Annotated in this window: 14 protein-coding genes and 1 pseudogene; 8 read left to right on the top strand and 7 right to left on the bottom strand. The window is 73.5% G+C overall.

Going from position 1 to position 16,713, the window contains the following annotated elements:
- Positions 1–276: 276 nt before the first annotated feature.
- Positions 277–642 (bottom strand): hypothetical protein, encoded by a 366-nt coding sequence (locus ACZ37P_RS03245; RefSeq protein WP_355336472.1) that lies wholly within the window; start codon positions 640–642, stop codon positions 277–279.
- A gap of 142 nt (positions 643–784) precedes the next feature.
- Between ACZ37P_RS03245 and ACZ37P_RS03240 the strand changes: the two genes are divergently transcribed.
- The 3 genes from ACZ37P_RS03240 to ACZ37P_RS03230 are packed head-to-tail and all read left to right on the top strand — an operon-like array spanning position 785 to position 2,644.
- Positions 785–1,186 (top strand): hypothetical protein, encoded by a 402-nt coding sequence (locus ACZ37P_RS03240; RefSeq protein WP_355336471.1) that lies wholly within the window; start codon positions 785–787, stop codon positions 1,184–1,186.
- A complete protein-coding gene (locus tag ACZ37P_RS03235) occupies positions 1,183–2,226 on the top strand; it encodes a hypothetical protein (protein WP_467344563.1) in 1,044 nt (347 codons plus the stop codon). Before ACZ37P_RS03240 ends, ACZ37P_RS03235 begins: the two co-directional genes overlap by 4 nt.
- 37 nt (positions 2,227–2,263) lie before the next feature.
- A complete protein-coding gene (locus ACZ37P_RS03230) occupies positions 2,264–2,644 on the top strand; it encodes a roadblock/LC7 domain-containing protein (RefSeq protein ID WP_355336469.1) in 381 nt (126 codons plus the stop codon).
- A gap of 321 nt (positions 2,645–2,965) precedes the next feature.
- Here the strand turns inward: ACZ37P_RS03230 and ACZ37P_RS03225 are convergent, their stop codons facing one another.
- Positions 2,966–4,432: a macro domain-containing protein gene (locus tag ACZ37P_RS03225; protein ID WP_467344560.1), complete on the bottom strand. Its 1,467-nt coding sequence runs from the start codon at positions 4,430–4,432 to the stop codon at positions 2,966–2,968.
- Positions 4,433–4,727: 295 nt separating this feature from the next.
- Between ACZ37P_RS03225 and ACZ37P_RS03220 the strand changes: the two genes are divergently transcribed.
- The gene (locus ACZ37P_RS03220) at positions 4,728–5,585 is read left to right on the top strand and encodes a macro domain-containing protein (RefSeq protein ID WP_467344559.1); all 858 of its coding nucleotides are present in this window, start codon (positions 4,728–4,730) and stop codon (positions 5,583–5,585) included.
- Between the two features lie 112 nt (positions 5,586–5,697).
- Here the strand turns inward: ACZ37P_RS03220 and ACZ37P_RS03215 are convergent, their stop codons facing one another.
- Genes ACZ37P_RS03215 through ACZ37P_RS03205 form a run of 3 tightly spaced genes read right to left on the bottom strand, consistent with a single transcriptional unit; the run spans position 5,698 to position 8,468 of the window.
- Positions 5,698–6,399 carry a nucleotide-binding protein gene (locus ACZ37P_RS03215; RefSeq protein WP_467344558.1) on the bottom strand — a complete coding sequence of 234 codons (702 nt, stop codon included), beginning with the start codon at positions 6,397–6,399 and terminating at the stop codon, positions 5,698–5,700.
- A gap of 5 nt (positions 6,400–6,404) precedes the next feature.
- The gene (locus ACZ37P_RS03210) at positions 6,405–8,024 is read right to left on the bottom strand and encodes a hypothetical protein (RefSeq protein ID WP_467344557.1); all 1,620 of its coding nucleotides are present in this window, start codon (positions 8,022–8,024) and stop codon (positions 6,405–6,407) included.
- A 6-nt stretch (positions 8,025–8,030) separates the two neighbouring features.
- Positions 8,031–8,468, bottom strand: coding sequence for a hypothetical protein (locus ACZ37P_RS03205; RefSeq protein ID WP_467344556.1), 438 nt, complete (start codon positions 8,466–8,468; stop codon positions 8,031–8,033).
- Positions 8,469–8,742: 274 nt separating this feature from the next.
- On the opposite strand from ACZ37P_RS03205, the pseudogene ACZ37P_RS03200 reads away from it, so the two are divergent.
- A pseudogene (locus tag ACZ37P_RS03200) lies at positions 8,743–8,970 on the top strand (isocitrate lyase/phosphoenolpyruvate mutase family protein); the annotation flags it as partial.
- Here the strand turns inward: ACZ37P_RS03200 and ACZ37P_RS03195 are convergent.
- The gene (locus tag ACZ37P_RS03195) at positions 8,926–10,068 is read right to left on the bottom strand and encodes a LysR family transcriptional regulator (RefSeq protein ID WP_467344554.1); all 1,143 of its coding nucleotides are present in this window, start codon (positions 10,066–10,068) and stop codon (positions 8,926–8,928) included. The pseudogene ACZ37P_RS03200 and the gene ACZ37P_RS03195 overlap by 45 nt on opposite strands.
- A 117-nt stretch (positions 10,069–10,185) precedes the next feature.
- Between ACZ37P_RS03195 and ACZ37P_RS03190 the strand changes: the two genes are divergently transcribed.
- Positions 10,186–11,313, top strand: coding sequence for a M20/M25/M40 family metallo-hydrolase (locus ACZ37P_RS03190; protein ID WP_467344553.1), 1,128 nt, complete (start codon positions 10,186–10,188; stop codon positions 11,311–11,313).
- Between the two features lie 83 nt (positions 11,314–11,396).
- Here ACZ37P_RS03190 and ACZ37P_RS03185 read toward each other — a convergent pair whose 3' ends face one another.
- Complete coding sequence (locus tag ACZ37P_RS03185; RefSeq protein WP_467344552.1) at positions 11,397–11,978, bottom strand: tetratricopeptide repeat protein; 582 nt, start codon at positions 11,976–11,978, stop codon at positions 11,397–11,399.
- A 102-nt stretch (positions 11,979–12,080) separates the two neighbouring features.
- Here ACZ37P_RS03185 and ACZ37P_RS03180 point away from each other — a divergent pair, with 102 nt between their 5' ends.
- Together ACZ37P_RS03180 and ACZ37P_RS03175 are read left to right on the top strand one after the other, a co-directional pair.
- Entirely contained in the window at positions 12,081–12,662 is a 582-nt protein-coding gene (locus ACZ37P_RS03180) for a hypothetical protein (RefSeq protein ID WP_467344550.1), read from the top strand.
- Entirely contained in the window at positions 12,659–16,654 is a 3,996-nt protein-coding gene (locus ACZ37P_RS03175; protein ID WP_467344548.1) for a hypothetical protein, read from the top strand. Before ACZ37P_RS03180 ends, ACZ37P_RS03175 begins: the two co-directional genes overlap by 4 nt.
- Positions 16,655–16,713: the final 59 nt, after the last annotated feature.

Here is a 16,713-nt window from a genome sequence, read left to right as displayed (position 1 = left end):
GCATGGCGCATGCCAAAACACCGTCCCGCGGAATCTGTCGACCGTGTGACGGGCGGGGTGGATGTTTTGGCTGAGGCCGGTTGGGGCCCGTTGGGGCCGGGCTGAGGAAAAGGGGAATTCGGCGGGCGGAAATTCACCGACGGGCAAATTCCGTCCGCATATTCCGTCCGGCAGGGCCGGTGGCCCCGGGGGTGCCGGTGGACCCGACGCGGCGGATGGAGCAGGTGGAGCGGGTGGAGCAGGTGGAGCGGATGGAGCGGGTGGAGCCGGTGGGGCTCAGACCTCCAGGCCGTTCTCGACCTGCTTGAGCACGTGCCGCGCCAGGGCGAGGTTGGCCCGGCTCCGGTCGAGCGCGAGGTAGAGGAAGAGCGAGCCGGTGCTGCTGCCGAGCAGGCGGATCAGGTGGTACTGGGTGCCCAGCGTGATGAGGATGTCCTCGATCGTGTCGTCGATGGCGAGCATCGACAGCGTGCGGACCTTGGCGCGTACGACCTCGGTGTTGCCCGCCGCCGCCACCTCCAGGTCCAGGCCCCGGCCGCCGCCGAGCGTGCCGAGCGCCATGCCGCTCTCGTAGTCGACGAGCGCGACCCCGATGGCGCCTTCGACGGACATCGCTTCTTTGAGTGCCGACTCAATGTTCACGGGAATTCCCTTGGTTGTGCAGGTCCATGGGTGTCGCGGACCGTACGGGCGAGGATCGGCGTGAGCGGAAAACAGCTATGCGCGATCACAGGTGAAAGAGTTCGGCGTTAAAGTACTCTGCCAGGTGTTCGAAAGTGAAGGGGTGCCTGTGGACGCGCTGGAGTCGGTACTCGGCGAAGTCCTTTCCGCTGCCGGGACGTCAGGGACTGCTGGGACCTCGGGTGCGTCCGGGACGTCCGGTGCGGCCCTGGTCGACGCGGTGACCGGTCTCACATACGCCGAGAGCGGGGACTGCGCGGTGGCCGGAAACGGACCTGAGGTCTGCCGTCTGCTGAGCCTCATCGAGGACGGGCTGCACGAGGCGGGAGCGGAGGGCGAGTTGGAGAGCGTGGTGGTGACCGGGCGGCGGACGTACCACGTCGTGCGGGTCGTGGCCCGGCAGGGCGACCCGGTGCTGATCTCCACGGTGCTCGACCGCGCCGACACCAATCTGGCGCTGGCCGCCCGGCACATCGCCACGGCCGCCGAGGGCCTGTTCGCATGACGGCTGACAGCGGGACCGAGCCCGACGACGTGTCCGAGTCCGTGTCCGAGTCCGTGTCCGTGTCCGTGTCCGTGTCCGAGCCCGAGCCCGAGCCCTCGCCCGATCCCTTGCCCGACTCCGACTCCGACTCCGACCCCGAGCTGCGCGTGCCCCGGAACGTCCCCGCTCTCCTCGCCCAGCTCCGCCAGGAGCGCTTCACCGGAGCCGTCACCGTCGAAGGCGGCCCCGGCGGCACCCTCTTCCTCCGCGAAGGACTGGTCGGCGCCGTCGAGACACCCGCCGCCCCCTCCGCCCGGTCGCTGCTGCTGAAGTCCGGGCGGATCGACGAGCGGGAGTGGGAGGCCGCGCTGGCCGCGCTCCCCGAAAACGGCGAACTGGGCGCGGTGTTGACCGCCCGCGGATCGGTTACGGCGGCGGAGCTGTTCGTCGTCTGCACCGCCGCGCTCTTCGACGGCGCCTTCGCGATGGCCCTGCAACCGGTGACCGGCTGGCGCACCGACCCGGAACGCGGCCCAGGACACGGTCCCGCACGCGGCCCCGAACTGGCCGCCTGGCCCGGCCAGGAGCCCGCGCGCCTGACCGAGGAGACGGCGCTGCGGCTGCGGACGCTGCGCGAAATGGTGCCGTCCGTAGGGGAGTTCGCGCGCGGCGCGGTCCGCGCGGAGGCCAGGTCCGACGCGGACCGTATCGGCGAGCGCGGCCGTACGCTGCTGCTCGCCGCCAACGGCCGCCGCACACCGCGCGATCTCGCGTTCGCGCTGGGGCGCGGCGTGTACCCGGTGATGCTCGACCTGGCCAGGATCGCGACACGCAGGGCCGCCGCGCGCGACGACGACCCGCTCGCGCCGCGCCCGCTGCTGACCGCGCGGGCCGCCGACCGGCAGTCACCGCCGCCGCCAGGCGCCGACGACAGGCCGCTTCCGCGCCGCCAGCCCGGCGGCCAACTGCCGTCCACACGACCGCCGTCGGAGCGCAAGCCGCCCGGTCACCCCCATCACTCGTCACCGAACCACCCGTCACAGAACAACCTGTTGCCGTGAGCGGGACAGCGACCGGCCTGCCCGAGGAGAGTGCACCATGACCAGTGCCGCCCCTTACGAAGCGCTCGTCGCTTCGCTCAAGTCCCTGCGTGAACGCGTGATGGGCGTCAACGAAACGGTGATCTCCACCTCGGACGGGCTGCTCGTGGCCGCCGACACCGCGACCGTGCAGCCCGAGTCGGTGGCGGCGCTCGCCGCCGCGAGCCTCGGCGTCGGCCGCCGCACGGCGGCGGAAGTCGGTCTCGGCGGGCTGCGCGACGTCGTCGTCCGCTGCAACGGCGGCTACATCGTCGTCCTGTCCGTCGGCGAGCACGCCCTGTTGGTGATACTCGCCGACGAGGGACTCGACCTGCCGGGCCTCCACCGCGAGTCCCCGGCGACGGTCGACCACCTCGTCTCCCTCCTCAGCGCCGCCTGACGCCTTCGGCCCGGCCGACATCCCGGCCCGACACCGCCCGACACGGTCCGGACACCGACGCGGCCCTGACACCGACACGGACGCGGCCCCGACATCGCCCCGCATCGGAAGCGGGGCGGAAGCGCCCGGCGGGTACCCGCGGAAGCGCCCGCCGCGGTCGACTGAGGTGTGCGCGGCCGGCCGGGCCGACGCCTCGGGCGGGACGGGGACGGGCAGATGGGCGGGTACAGCCGGTCGTACGGTACGGGCTCGGGGACGCGTACGGTCGCGGCTACGGCTACGGCTACGGCCACGGTCGCGGCGACGCCCACGCACCCGCCGTCACTCGGCCAGGTCCGCCCCCGCGAAGGGCTCCGCGATCTTCTCCGCGCGCCCCGCGACAGCCCCCTCCGCGACCCTCTCCACCACCGGCCGCCCACCCGGCTCCGCCACCGCCTCCCCGTACCGCTCCTCGAACCGCCGCTCCACCGGCGACAGATCCGTCCTGCCCAGGTCCTCGGGCCTGATGACAATCCGCAACTCCGGAGTCAGCGCCGCGTATCGACGGCACGCGCCGATGAACGAGTCGACGATCAGGGCCGCGAGCTGACCGCGGTCGAGGTCGGTGACGCGCGCGAGTCCGGAGCCGATGAGCGGGACGGCCAGCGGCTTGAACAGGCCGTGCACGGCCACCGAGGCCCAGAGGCTGTCCAGGCTGGCCCGCAGGTCGTCATGGCCGGAGTGCGCGACGAGGTCGTTGCCGATCCGCGAATACGCCGTCGCGAAGACCCGCCGTCCGTCCACCGGTACGGCGACGGTCGTGCCCACCGGGTAGCGCACGCGCCGGCCGCGCGGTTTGGCGCGGCTGCTCTCCGTACCGACGGCGGGCACCGCGCGCAGCCCGGCCCGCAGCTTCTCGTCCAGCAGGCGGCGCTGGCCGGCGAAGAGCCGGTCCACGAGCTGGCCCTGGACGCTGCCGCGGCTGATGACGACGTCCTCGTCGGTCGCGGTGTCGAAGGTGTCGGTGAAGCCGACCACCAGATTGGCGTCCGTCTGGTCGAACAGATCGCCCTGCACGAGCACGACGTCCACTTGTCGGCCGGGCAACGGCACCGCGTGGCGCAGCAGTTCGGCGCCGTGCCGCGCGCGCAGGGCGGTCCGCAGGGCTTCGAGCGTGCGGGCCGCGTCCGGGTCGCCGGGATGCTCGCGGGCGATCAACTCGGCCACCGGCAGGGCGAGATCGGGGCGGCCGAGTTCGGTGCGGGAGCGGACCAGGCCGCGCCGGGCGGAGTCCTGGAGCGCGGTGAGCCGCCGGACGAAGTCGACGGCGAACGCCTCCCCGTTGACCTCGGCAAGCGGCCGTCCGCGCACCATGCCCAGCGCCTCGGCCAGCCGGTGGGCCGCGGTCGCGGGCGGCGCGAGCAGCGCCTCGCCGACGACCGCCGTGAACCGCGCGCTGTCCAACTCCTCGGCGCGCGGCACCAGTCGGTACGCGGTCTCCGCGCCGCCCACGGTGACCTGCTGCTCGGTCCGCAGCAGCCGGGCGGCCGTGCCGTCCTGACCCGGATCGAGGGCGCGCCGCAACTCCAGGACACGCTTTTGCACCTCGTTGCGATTGCGCTGTGCCTGGTGCCGCGGCTCGTCGGCCAGCCCCCAGACGTCGCGGCGCAGTTGACGTACGGGAACGGCCTCGCCCTCGGCGGCCACCAGCCGGACCAGCAGCCGGGTCGTGAGCGGTGTCAGCCGTACCGGAAGACCGTCGACTTCGAGCAGTACGGGCCCCAGCACATTTATCCGAACGTGCGTCATTGCTTTCCCCACCCGTTTCCGCCTCCCTCGACGCAAACTCCCGGAGGCGAATGCCAGATTATCAAGCCGCCTTGGAAAAACCATGAGTTCCGCTGATCCCACAGGCCCGGTTCCGGCCCTCCCGCCGACAGGGGTGCGGCGCAGGATGCGCGTGCGCGCGCGGTTACGCGTGCGGTTACGGCGCGGATCGCCTACCGGGCCGCGTTCCCCGTCGCTTCCCCCGTCGCTTCCCCCGTCGCGTTCTCCGTCGCGTTCCGCGTTACGGACTCGGCTCCTCGCTCGCTTACGGTTGCGTGTGGCGCGGCGCGCCCGGCAGATCTTCGTACGCAATGCCATTGCGGCATTCGGCGGAATATCCGCGGTCCTCCAGTTCGTGGGGCAGCTCTTTCCCCAGAGCTTTCCCGATCCGGCCCCGGTGACCGCGGCATCGGTGGCGGCCTGCGTGCTGTGGGGCATCGGCAGGGCCCGGCCGGTCACGCGCGTGCGGCAGGAGTTCCGGCGCCCCGACATGACGGTGGTGGTCGAGGAGGGCGACCTGTTCGAGCAGGCCGCGCACCTCGTGATCGGCTTCACCGACACCTTCGACACCGCCCCCGAGGGCGGCCTCGTCATCAACGAGGCCAGCGTCCAGGGGCAGTTGCTCGCCCGCCGCTACGACAACGACCTCCCGCGCCTGGACGCCGAGTTGGACGCGGCCCTCGGCGCGGTGACACCCGTCGCGCGCGAGGAACGGGCGCGCAAGCCGCTGGGCAAGCTGGACCGCTACCCGATCGGCACGGTGGCGGTCCTCGGCACCCGCCCGCGGCTGACGTTCGCGGCGGCGTACAGCCGTATCGGCAACGACTACGTGGCCGCGTCCAGCGTGGAGGACCTCTGGTTCAGCCTCAACCGGCTCTGGGACACGGTGAGTCGGTACGCGCGCCCGGAGGCGGTGGCGATGCCGCTGGTCGGTTCGGGGCTGTCCCGTCTCGACTACCTCGACCAGGACAGCCTGTTGCGGCTGATCCTCATGTCGTTCATCGCCAGGTCCCGCGAGGGCGCGGTCTGCCGTGAGCTGCGGGTGGTGGTCCGGTCCGCGGACCTGGAGCGCGTCAACATGCCGGAAGTGGCCGCTTTCCTGCGGACGTTGGCGTCGGGCGTCGACCGCGCGTAAAAGGCGGACGCCGGATGGCGCGTGCGGACCGTACGAGAAGGGGCGGCCGGTCTCCGGCCGCCCCCTGCTTCGTCCTGCGAGGTGATGCGGTGCGTGTCCGGCGGGCCGCGTGTCAGGCGAGCCGCCGATAGGCCGACAGATTCTCGAAGTACGACGTGTCGCGCCAGTCGGAGCGGCTGTCGTCCACCGGGCACTCGGCCACCTTCAGCCGGGCGACGACCTTCTCCAGCGACGACTGCGAACCGTCGAAGCGGATGACGTTGAGGCCCTCGATGTCGGTGGCGTGCCGCAGCCGGCCCACCTCGACGATGACCGTGCGCGCGCGGTACGCCATCAGCACCATGCCCAGCTCGATCAGCACGTTCTGCCGGGGCTGCCCGGTGTACTGCACCTCGTCCACCCGCTCGTAGTCACCGAGGAGTTCGGGGTGCAGCTTGGCGGTGTCGTCCGGGGTGAGCAGCACGAGCGCGGCCTGCGCGAGCGACGGCGCGTTCGCGATCACCTCACCGATGTAGGGCGAGGTCTTGCCGGTCGCCCGCACCAACTCCTCCCACTCCAGCGGGCGCAGGTCGAGCCGCCGCAGCAGCCCGAACATCGCGAGCCGCGCCTGCTCGTCCCGGCCGTGCACGACGAAGACGTTACGGCTGCGGAGGCCGTCGTACGGCGTCGGCGCCGGGGAGTCCGGCCGCGCGGTCCCGGTGGCGGCCGGCTCCTGCGCGGCGGCCAGAACAGGACGGTATTCGTACCCGAAGTGCTCATTTCCGGAACCGGAAACGGTCATGTGCTTGTCCTGGTGATCCATTTCGTCGCCCATGCCGCTCAATCCCCTTGGCCGTTCGCGGTTCCGCCGTTGCCCGGCGCGTACTCGTAGCCGAAATTCCTGTTGTTGTCGCCGGAGACGTGCATGCTCTTGTCCTCGTAGTTGAGGATGTTGTTCTGCGCCCTGTCGTGGTCGGTGAGATCCACATTGTGGTCGTTCAGGAACGTCCGGATGATTTCCAGCAGACGGCGCTCGACGATCTGCGTGTACTTCACGGCGTCGGACTTCTGGAAGAAGGCGTGGTAGTAGTCGTTCGTCGCCAACTCGCGCACGCTGGTCAGCGCACCGCAGTTGACCGACTTGGTCACGTAACGCCCCAGGCGGAATTCGCTGCTGTCGACCGAGGTCACGCTCGTGCCGATCCGGATGGAACTGGGGCCGCGGCGGCCGGGCCGGACCAGGGAGCGCAGCGGCGACGGCAGGAAGCGCTCGGGCAGCAGCCGCAGCGGCGAGAGCAGCAGGCTGAACCCCCAGCGCGGCGTCGCCTTGACCATGTCCCAGGCCACCCGCGCCGCCAGCCGCCCGTCGAAGGCGTCCGGCAGCCGGTCGACCAGGTGGAAGTCCTCCACGAGCGGCCCGAGGACGTACGGGTAGAACTCGGTGTGGAGCGTGTTCCCCTTGAGGTCGAAGCCGACGAAGATCGAGGTCACCAACTCCTCGTTCCACGAGCCGATCCGCACGCACAGGTACTCGCGCGCCGAGTCGTAGTCCTCGCGCCAGTGCAGGTCCGGCAGATCGCCGATGCCCGGCAGCCGGGACCAACCCTCGCCGCTGGTGCGGTCGTTGGTCCGGATCGCCGTGGTGAAGCGGCGCCGCTCGACGGCCAGGCCCTCGATGCGCTCGCCCGGCTTCGCGCCGTCGCGCAGTTCGGCGGCCATCCGCTCGCCGACGTATGCGGTGATCTTGTCCACGGTGAACGGCAGGAGCGGCTTGCGCTCGTCGGTGTCGAGCCCCGGCGCCGTCCCCTCGACGTCCCGCTTCCCCTCGTGGTCCCTCGACTTCAGGCGCAGCTTCCGCGCGCCGATCAGGAGTTGGGCGTTCGCCCAGTCGCGCAGCGGTTCGCCCGCGCCGACGAACGGCCGGAAGCCGCCGTAGAAGACCAGGCTGTCGCTGGCGGACTGCTCCCGGTCGATCTTGCGGATCAGGGTCTCGGTCAGGCGCGCGTTCGCCGGGTACGCCCCGTCGAAACCGCCGTCGGTGCCGGTCTCCTTCAGCCGCGTCATCAGGATGTTCAGGGTCACGATCCGGCGCAGGTATGCCAGCGCCCACAGCGCCCAGAACACCAGCAGGACGGCGATGACGGGATTGACCGCGCCGCTCGCGGTCAGGATCAGCGCGGCGACGACCGATCCGGCGCCCAACCACCGTTGCAGACGCCGCAGTCGGCGGGCGGCGAGGGCGTGCGCGAGGACGGACACGTTGTCGTAGCCGTAGGACGGCGCGACCACGCGGAAGCGGTTGCGCAGCAACTCCCTGATGACGGTGCCGCGGTAGACGGGGTCGAGGTACGTGCCCGCCGACAGCAGACGGGTCGCCTTCGTACGGGCGTACGCGCGGGACACCGGCGGCGCCTGCGGGGGCTCGGCGGTGTGCGGGAGCACGGTCCGGGTGACGGTCATGGCGGCTCAGCGCTCCGCTCTCAACAGGTCGTCGGCGGCGGCGCGGTGTGCGGGCGCGCCGTGGGCGGAGCTGACGCCGGTGCGCGCACCGGAGGTGAGGCCGCTCGCCGGGTGCAGCGCCGAGCCGGCGACGAGGGCGATCAGCGCGATCAGCAGCAGGGGCGCGGCGGCGACGACCAGCCCCCACCCGCGCGCGGGCCCGGCGCTCGGTATCAGGCCCACGTGCCGGTACGGCGTCGGACCGGGCGCGGACACGTACGGGGGGAACTGCGCCGGTACGGAGGCCGGTTCGGAGGCCCGTACGGGTACGGGTGCGGACGGCGGTGTGGCCGGCGGTGTGGACGGCGGTGTGGACGGCGGCGCCGATGGCGGCACCGGCAGGTCGGCGGATCTGGGATACGGGTACGGATTCGGGTCGGGGGACGGGAGGCCGGGGTCGCTCATGGACCACTCCAACGGTCGGTGCGGTGTGCGCCCGATCCCGCTCGGCACGCTGGCGTACGCGCCTGCGCGGAAGGGCTGTTGACACCTCAGATGCGACCAGTGCCGCCGCTTCCCCGGCCAGAACCGGACCGCTTCCGATCCGCTTCCGCCGCCCGTTCCGGCTGGACGCCGCCCGTTCCGGCTGGACGTCAGCCGTTCCGCCCGGACGCGGCCCGTTCCGGCTGGACGTTAGCCGTTCCGCCCGGACGCGGCCCGTTCCGGGGCGCGTGGCAGCGTGTCCGGATGTAGCCGGAGCCGTCGGCGTCAACCTGGAGGACTCCCTCGCGCCGGGCGGCGTACGCCGAAGCCCGACGCCGACAGCATCTTCGTCCCCGGCCTCGTCGACCTGCCCGCCGTGGCGGCCCTCATCCGCGACAGCCCGCTGCCCGTCGACGTCATGGCCGGTCCCGGCTCGCCGTCAGGGGCCGACTTCTCCGCCGTCGGCGTCCGTCGGATCAGCGTCGGCACCGCCCTGGCCCAGGCCGCCTACGGTGCCGCCCGGCGGGCCGCCGCTGAACTGCTCGGCGAAGGAACGTACTTCGGGCTGGCGCACGGCCTGGACTTCGGCGCGCTCAACGCCGTCGTCAACAGGGCTGCCGGGAGCGGGCGTTCGTACTCGACCCGGTCCGCTCGGCCGGGTCGCGGGGCGGGCCGCCGCCCGGAGGAGGTCCGCAAGGAGCCGGGCCGAGGGGAGGGGGGACGGGGGAAGCGCGGTGTGGACGGTGCGGCGCGGGAACGGGGGCGCCAGGGGGCGGAGGGCGAGGTCGGGCGGGACGGCCCACAGGGCGAGGGAGGGCACGAGGGCGACGCCGAGCCCGGCGGCGACGTAGCCGAATTTCCCGCTCCACTCGGCGACGCGGATCAGCTTGCGCGGCGCGAAGCCCGCCTGCGCGCAGGCGTCGAGCAGGAGGGCCGGGTGCCCTCCGGCGGGCGCGTCCTGAATCCAGGACTCGTCGCGCAGGTCGCCGAGGTGGACCGCATCCGCGCTCGCGGCCAGCCGGTGATCGCGCGGCAGACCCACGTACAGCTCGTCCGCCAGCAGCGCGTCCGTCGTGACGCCCTCGGCCGACGGCAGGCCCGACGGGTAGTCGCTGACCACGGCGATGTCGAGCGCGCCGTCCGCGAGGCGCTGGACCAGCGCGTCGCTGCGGCCCTCGACCGCGACGACCTCGACGTCGGGACGCGCGCGGGTGAAGGCACGCAGCGCGGCCGGTACGAGGGCGATGTTCGCGGTGGCGAAGGCGCCGACGCGCAGGGTGCCGCCCCGGCCCGCGTGGATGGCGGCCAACTCGGCTTCCGCGCGGGCCAGTCGGTCCAGCACCTCGGTGGCGTGCCGGTGCAGGGCCGCTCCTGCGGGCGTCAGCCGTACGCCTCGCGGCAGGCGGACGAACAGCGGTCCGCCCGCCTGCCGTTCGAGCGCGGCGACGCGGCGGGAGACGGCGGACTGCGTGTAGGCGAGCCGCTGCGCGGCGGCGGTGAAGGAGCCGGTGTCCGCGACGGCGAGCAGCAGCCGCAGCGCGTCCGTACCGAAGGTGTCGCGCACGCCATTCCCTCTCTGCATGGGTCACATGAAATGTAGTCGCTGGTGGAATGGGGCGGCGGTTCCTACCGTCGAAGGGACCGAACGGGGCCTGCTCCGACCGGACCTGAGCCCGTTCCCTCTGACGCGGGAGTCGCCATGGCGCAGCCGAAGTCCGAACCCCCTTTCTCCTTGCGGGAGATGCTGTCCGACCTTGAGGAGCTGGTCGTCTGCGAGTCCTTCTCCGCCGACCACGTCGCACTCGCGCGCAGCGCCGACGTGGTCGGCGCGCTGGGCGCCCGCCTGCTCGGCACCGCGCCGGAGACGATCGTGAGCGACGGCGTACCGCACCTGCGGTGGGCCTTCGGCACTCCGCGCGTCCTGCTCGTCGGGCACCACGACACCGTCTGGCCGGCCGGCACGCTCGCCACCCACCCCTGGTCGGTGACGGACGGGATCGCGCGCGGCCCCGGCGTCCTGGACATGAAGGCCGGGCTGGTGCAGATGTTCCACGCGCTCGCCTCGCTGCCGTCCCTCGACGGCGTCTGCGTGCTGGTCAACGGTGACGAGGAGGTCGGCTCCCCGACGTCCCGCGCGCTGATTGAGGAGACCGCGCGGGGGTGCGCGGCGGCCTTCGTCCTCGAGGCGTCGGCGGACGGGACCGGCGCGCTCAAGACGGCGCGCAAAGGGACGTCACGCTACGAGGTGGTGGTGCACGGCCGCGCCGCGCACGCGGGACTGGAGCCGGAGAAGGGGGTCAACGCGGCGGTCGAGGCCGCTCACCAGGTGCTGGCGCTGGCCGATTTGGCGGCGCGGGATGCGGAGTTGGGCACGTCGACCGTCACCCCCACCCTGCTGTCGGCGGGCAGCACCCGCAACACCGTTCCGGCCCAGGCCGTCGTCTCCGTCGACGTCCGCGCGCCGACGCGTGCCGCGCAGGACCGTATCGACGTCCTCATGCGCGGCCTCACCGCCCGTACCCCCGGCGCCCGGCTCTCCCTTCGCGGCGGCCCCCGCCGCCCCCCGATGGAACCCGCCTCCTCCGCCGACCTCTTCGCGCTCGCCGCCGCCCTCACCGCCGCCTCGGGCCGCCCCCCATTGCGCGGCCTCCCCGTCGGCGGCGCCTCAGACGGCAACTACACGGCCGCCGTCGGCTGCCCCACGCTCGACGGTCTGGGCGCCGTCGGCACCGGCGCCCACGCCCCCACCGAACACGTCCTCACCTCCGAACTCATCCCCCGAGCCCGCCTCCTCGCCGACCTCGTCAGCCGCACCCTCCACCCCTGACCCCGGCGCCGCCGTCCCGCGCGGCCTCCACGGCCGGCACACCGCCCCCCGCCCGGCTGCTCTCGGTTCGCGCGGGGAGGCTGCTACCAACTGCCCGCGTTGCGTTGGGCGATCGCCAGATTGCGGGCGATGTCCTCGCGGAGCGGATGGCTCGGGGGGAGGCGTTGGGCGGAGGCGTGGGCTCGGCGGAGGAGGGTGAGGCCGTCGGAGCGGGCACCGGCGGTGAAGAGCGTGGCGCCGAGGGTGTTGGCGGTGGTCAGGGTGTCCTGGTGGGCGTCGCCGAGGCGGCGGACGCGGCGCTGGAGGGTGTCGTCGAGGACGGAGACGGCGTCGGAGGTGCGGCCCTGGACGGCCAGGGCCGCACCGTAGTTGTGGGCGTAACCGAGCGTGGCGGGGTCGTCGGACCCGAGGACGCGGGCGGCGCGGGCCATGGCCTCGCCGTGCAGGGCGGCGGAGGCGCCGGGCTTGCCCTGCTGGTAGAGGACCGAGCCGAGCAGATTGCGCAGGCCGATCGACTCGCGGTGGTCGCCGCCGAAGGCGTCGTCGCAGTCGGGCATGAGGCTGCGGAGCAGCGCTTCGGCCTCTTCGAGGGCGCCCTCGTCGAACAGGGCGCGGGCCGTACGGACCTGCCGGTGCAGCCGCCTGCGGGTCGAGCCGTTCCCCATGGCTGCCCCCTCCCTCGCCGCGCGGGCGTGACCAACAAGCCTAACGGCCGGGCGGTTCGGTGGCACGATGGAAGCACCTGGCCACGCCGCGGAAGGAAGCCGATGATCGAATCCCTGGCGACGCTTGCCGCAGCCGCGTCCACGACGCTGGTCGCCGCGATGGCCACGGACGCCTGGCAGACGGCGCGTACGGGAATCCTGCGGGTGCTGCGTCGCGGAGGCGAGCACGAACCGGCCGCGCTGGCGGCGCAGTTGGACAGCGAGGCCGCGCTGGTGGTGGCGGCGGACGACGCGGGGGCGGCCAGGGAGAGCTTGCAGCCGGGCTGGCGGCTGCGCCTGGAGCAGTTCCTGCGGGACAACCCCGAGGCGGCCGAGGCCATCCGGGAGTTGACGGTACGGCTGGAGGCCGAGCTGCCGGGTTCCGAGCAGCAGTGGGTGCGGTACCACCAGAACGTCGAGGCCCACGACAACGCCCGCGCCTTCGGCGTCCAGAACGGCAACGTGATCATCCACGAGGCCCCGGCGGCGGGCCCCGCCACCCCGAGCGCCGGAGGCGTAGCCCCGAGCGCCGACCCCGTCACCCCGACGCCCCACGCCCCAGCGCCCGACGCCCCATCGCCCGACGCCCCATCGCCCGACGGCCAGGCACCCGGCGCCCGCCGCGACGGCGGACCCATGACGTGACCAGCCAGAATGTCACCGCGGTCGGCGGCTTCGCCTACGGCGCCATCGGCGCGGACATCCACGTCTTCGGCGACGGCACCCCCCTCTACCTCCTCAGGCAGTGGTCCCCGGCCCCGGAGCCCGCGGCGGAGTGGCTGGCCCAGCAGCCCAGCAGGATGCTCAACGCCCGTTACGCCGTGGCCCCCTTCACCGGCCGCGACACCGAACTGGCCTCCCTGCACGCCTGGTGCGCGGACGGCCCCCGGCGCGCGGCCCGCTGGCTGCACGCGCCCGGCGGCCAGGGCAAGACCCGCCTCGCCCAGCAGCTCGCGGGGCAACTCGCCGAGCAGGGCTGGAAAGTGGTCACCGCGGTCGAGGGACCGGGCACCGTACTTCCGCCGCAGGGCAGCCAGGATCTGCGGCTGGACGACGCGGCGGGACTGCTGCTCCTGGTCGACTACGCCGACCGCTGGGCGCTGACCAGCCTGACGTGGCTGTTCAGCAACGCGCTGCTGCACCGGCCGGACGTGTCGACCCGCGTCCTGCTCCTGGCGCGGAGCACCGACCCCTGGCCCGCGCTGCGCGCCGCCCTGAGCAATGAGCAAGTCGACGTCTCCACACAGGCGTTGGGCCCGCTGGACATGGAGGAGGGCTTCCGGCGCCGGGCCGGTGACCCGCGCCGCGACGACCGCGGCCCGATGTTCCGCGCGGCGCGCGACGGCTTCGCCGCCCGTTACGGCATCCCCCCGCCGGACCGCCAACCCGACTTACGGCCGCCCGACTTCGGCCTGACCCTCGCCGTCCACATGGCCGCGCTCGTGGCGGTGGACGCCGAGGCCACCGGCCGCCGCGCCCCGGAGGACCTGGCCGGACTGACCGTCTACCTCCTCGACCGTGAGCAGTTGGGCTGGGCGCTGCTGCACGGGACACCGGGCCGCGTCACCGTCCCGCCCGCGGTGATGAACCAGGTGGTCTTCGCCGCCTCGCTGGGCGGCGCGCAGCCCACCGCCCGCGGCACGCTCCTGGTGGACGAGTTACGCCTCGGCCACCCGCCGCCGACCGTCCTCGCCGATCACGCGGTGTGCTACCCGCCGCCCGAGGAAGCGGCCGACACCGTACTCGAACCGCTCTATCCCGACCGCCTGGCCGAGGACTTCGTCGCCCTCACGCTGCCGGGTCACCCGGCCGACTACCCCGCGCAGCCCTGGGCCCCGGAAACGGCGGCGACCGTACTGCGCCGCTGCGGCGGTCCCGCCCGGCCGGTCACGGCGCTCGCCACGGCCGCGGGCCGCTGGCCGCACGTCGGACGCACGTGCCTCTACCCGCTGTTGGCCGCCGAGCCCGCGCTGGGCGTCGCGGCCGGGGGCGCCGCGCTCACCGCCCTGGCAGGTCTGCCGGACATCGGGCCCGACCTCCTCGAAGATGTCGCCGCCGAGCTGCCGGAACCGGTGCCCGCGGACCTGACGGTAGGTCGGGCGGCGCTGCTGGTACGGCTGTTCGAGCACCGGCTGGCGGCGGCGGACGACGTGGACGCGCGAGCCAGGCTGCACGTCAACCACGGCAACAACCTGGACGACCTGGGCCGTACGGAGGAGGCGCTGCGGGCCACGCGGCGCGGCGCGGACCTCTTCGCCGAGCTGGCCGCGACCGACCCCCGGCGGTACGAGGAGCACGTCGGCCGCGCCCTGACCAATGTCGCCAACCACCTCGTCTCGCTGGGCCGGTTGGAGGAGTCGCTGAGCACCCAGCAGCGGGTCGTGGACCTCTTCGAGCGGCTGGTCGCCGAGGACCGGCCCGACGACGCGTCCGCTCCGGTGACGGACTACGTGTCCGCGTACACCCCCCACCTGGCCACCGCGCTGGCCAATCTCAGTACGCGGCTGGAGGCGGCCGGTCGCTGGGAGGACGCGTACCGCGCCAACGAGCGGGCCACGCGCACGTATCGGACCGTCGCCGCGCGCGATCCGTCGTACCGCAGGGGGCTGGCCATCGCCCTGGTCAACGGCGCGACGCTGACCTTCCGTCCCCCGGCAGGCGCCGACGCGCTGCGCGAAGGGGTCGCCCTGAGCCGGGAGTTGGTGGCCGAGGGCGAGCAGGTCGAGGACACGCCGCTCGGCAGGTCGCTGTCCCTGCTCGGGCGGCAACTGACCGCCGAGGGACGGCACGACGAGGCCGTCGAGGTGGCCGAGGAGGTGGCCGCGATCAACCGCCGCCTCGCCCGGGCCAACTCCCGGCACTACGAGGAGGCTTGTGTCACCTCGCTGAGGCTGCTGCACTCCGCCCTCCTCGACGCGCGCCGCCCCCGCGAAGCCATGGAGGTGGGCGAGGAGGCGATCGCGATCCTGCGGCGGCTCGTCGAAAAGGCGCCCGCCACGTACGAGATGGAGCTGGTGGGCGCGTTGCACGCGCAGAACGACGCGCGGCGGTCGACGGGCCTGGCCCAGGACCCGGAGGCCGACGCCCGCTCCCGGCGCGTCGAGCTGAGGGATACGTACACGGTCCCGCCCGCCACCGTCACCGTCCACGGCTGGCAGCCGGAGTTCCTGCCCCGGCCGTCCCCGCCAGCCGCCGCATTCGGAGCGGAGGCGGCGCGGCTCGCGGACGCGCGGGACTGGCCCGCGTACTGGGAACGGATCTGCGCCGCGCCCCTGGCCGAGGCGGTACGGCTGGCGCGCCGCGTTCCCCGGCGCGGCTGGCTGCCCGCGTCCCGCTCGGATCAGGAGCTGCTGGCCTGGCTGCGCGAGACCTCGCCCCGCAAGGCCGAGGCGCTGATCGCCGAGGCCGCGAAGGCCGCCACCCGCCCGCTGCCCGCCGATCTGACCTTCTTCTCGCCCTCGTTCTCCGCCTTCTCCCACGGCGGGGACGTGCTGGCCCTGGTCCCGATCGACTACGTGCCGGAGCGGGGGGACGCGGAGGCGACCGAGCGGATCGAGACCCTCGACCTCGGCTCGGGACGGAGGCACCTCGGCTCGGGACGGAAGCACCTCGGCTCGGGACGGAAGCACCTCGGCTCGGGGCCGGAGTCCGGCCCGGAGGCGGGACTCGACCCCGCCCGGCGGACCGTCCTGTACGAAGGCCCCGCCTGCCACAGCACCCTGGCCTGCCTGAGCGCCACCGAGGTGATCGCGGTCCGGCGGCGGGCCGGACGCGACGCGGGCACGGAGCTCGTCCGCCACGGCCCGGACGGCACGACGGTCCTCGCGCAGGGCGCCCAACTCCTGGGAACGCGGCTGGCTTCCACCGCCCGCGGCTGCGTGGCCACCCTCGCGCTCCATCCCGCGGCGCTCACGCTCGGCCCCAACGGGCGGCTCGAACAGGTCAACCTGGAGGCGTGGGGCCTCGGTTACGACAACCGGATGGCGGTGACGCCCCGCGGCGACCGCCTCGTCCTGTCCGACGGCGGCCGGATCATCGCCACCGACGCCACGCTCAGCACGGTGTTGGCCGTGGGCGCCGTGCCCCGGTACCACGCGCCGGTGTCGGAGCTGGTCTTCGCCGACGATGACCTGCTCATGACGGTGGGCCACCAAGGCGGCCTGATGCTCTGGCAGTTGGACGGCACCGAGCTGACGCCGGTCGCCCACCGCGACACCGTACGGCTGTCCGGACTCTTCGCCGTGCCGCAGTGGGGCGTGGCCGGCGGCCAGGCGGGCTCCGAGGACCGCGTGCACTTCTTCGACCCGGCCGACGGTCTCGCACCGGTCGCCGCCCCGGCCGCCTTCGTCGGCGACCCCGGCCACCTCAAGGCCGTGATCACCTCACCCGGCGGGCGCCACGTCGTCTACTACGGCCAGCTCGATGTCACGGCCCCGGCGCGCCGCCGCTCCTTCGACTGGATCAGCAGAGTCCACGACCTCCAGCACCCCGGCGCGCTCCTCCAGCGCCCCCTCGCCGCCCTCGACGCCCCGCAGCTCGACGTCCTCGCCCGCGCGACCGCCGCCGACCCCCGCCACCGCGACCTCCTCCGCCTCGCCCACACCCTCGGCGCCCGGCCCCGCCCCGGAATCATCTAGCGCCGAATGGGCTCTGACCAGCGCGAACACCGAACGGACGGAGACGCGTCATCGCGGAC

Source organism: Streptomyces sp. NPDC024632 (assembly GCF_055559175.1).
This window is presented reverse-complemented; position numbering and strand designations above follow the sequence as displayed.

Coding starts and splice junctions, on each gene's coding strand:
- ACZ37P_RS03225 (WP_467344560.1), bottom strand. CDS start 4,432: ATGACGCACGTTCGGATAAATGTGCTGGGGCCCGTACTGCTCGAAGTC.
- ACZ37P_RS03180 (WP_467344550.1), top strand. CDS start 12,081: ATGATCGAATCCCTGGCGACGCTTGCCGCAGCCGCGTCCACGACGCTG.
- ACZ37P_RS03185 (WP_467344552.1), bottom strand. CDS start 11,978: ATGGGGAACGGCTCGACCCGCAGGCGGCTGCACCGGCAGGTCCGTACG.
- ACZ37P_RS03235 (WP_467344563.1), top strand. CDS start 1,183: ATGACGGCTGACAGCGGGACCGAGCCCGACGACGTGTCCGAGTCCGTG.
- ACZ37P_RS03215 (WP_467344558.1), bottom strand. CDS start 6,399: ATGGGCGACGAAATGGATCACCAGGACAAGCACATGACCGTTTCCGGT.
- ACZ37P_RS03230 (WP_355336469.1), top strand. CDS start 2,264: ATGACCAGTGCCGCCCCTTACGAAGCGCTCGTCGCTTCGCTCAAGTCC.
- ACZ37P_RS03210 (WP_467344557.1), bottom strand. CDS start 8,024: ATGACCGTCACCCGGACCGTGCTCCCGCACACCGCCGAGCCCCCGCAG.
- ACZ37P_RS03195 (WP_467344554.1), bottom strand. CDS start 10,068: ATGCAGAGAGGGAATGGCGTGCGCGACACCTTCGGTACGGACGCGCTG.
- ACZ37P_RS03205 (WP_467344556.1), bottom strand. CDS start 8,468: ATGAGCGACCCCGGCCTCCCGTCCCCCGACCCGAATCCGTACCCGTAT.
- ACZ37P_RS03190 (WP_467344553.1), top strand. CDS start 10,186: ATGGCGCAGCCGAAGTCCGAACCCCCTTTCTCCTTGCGGGAGATGCTG.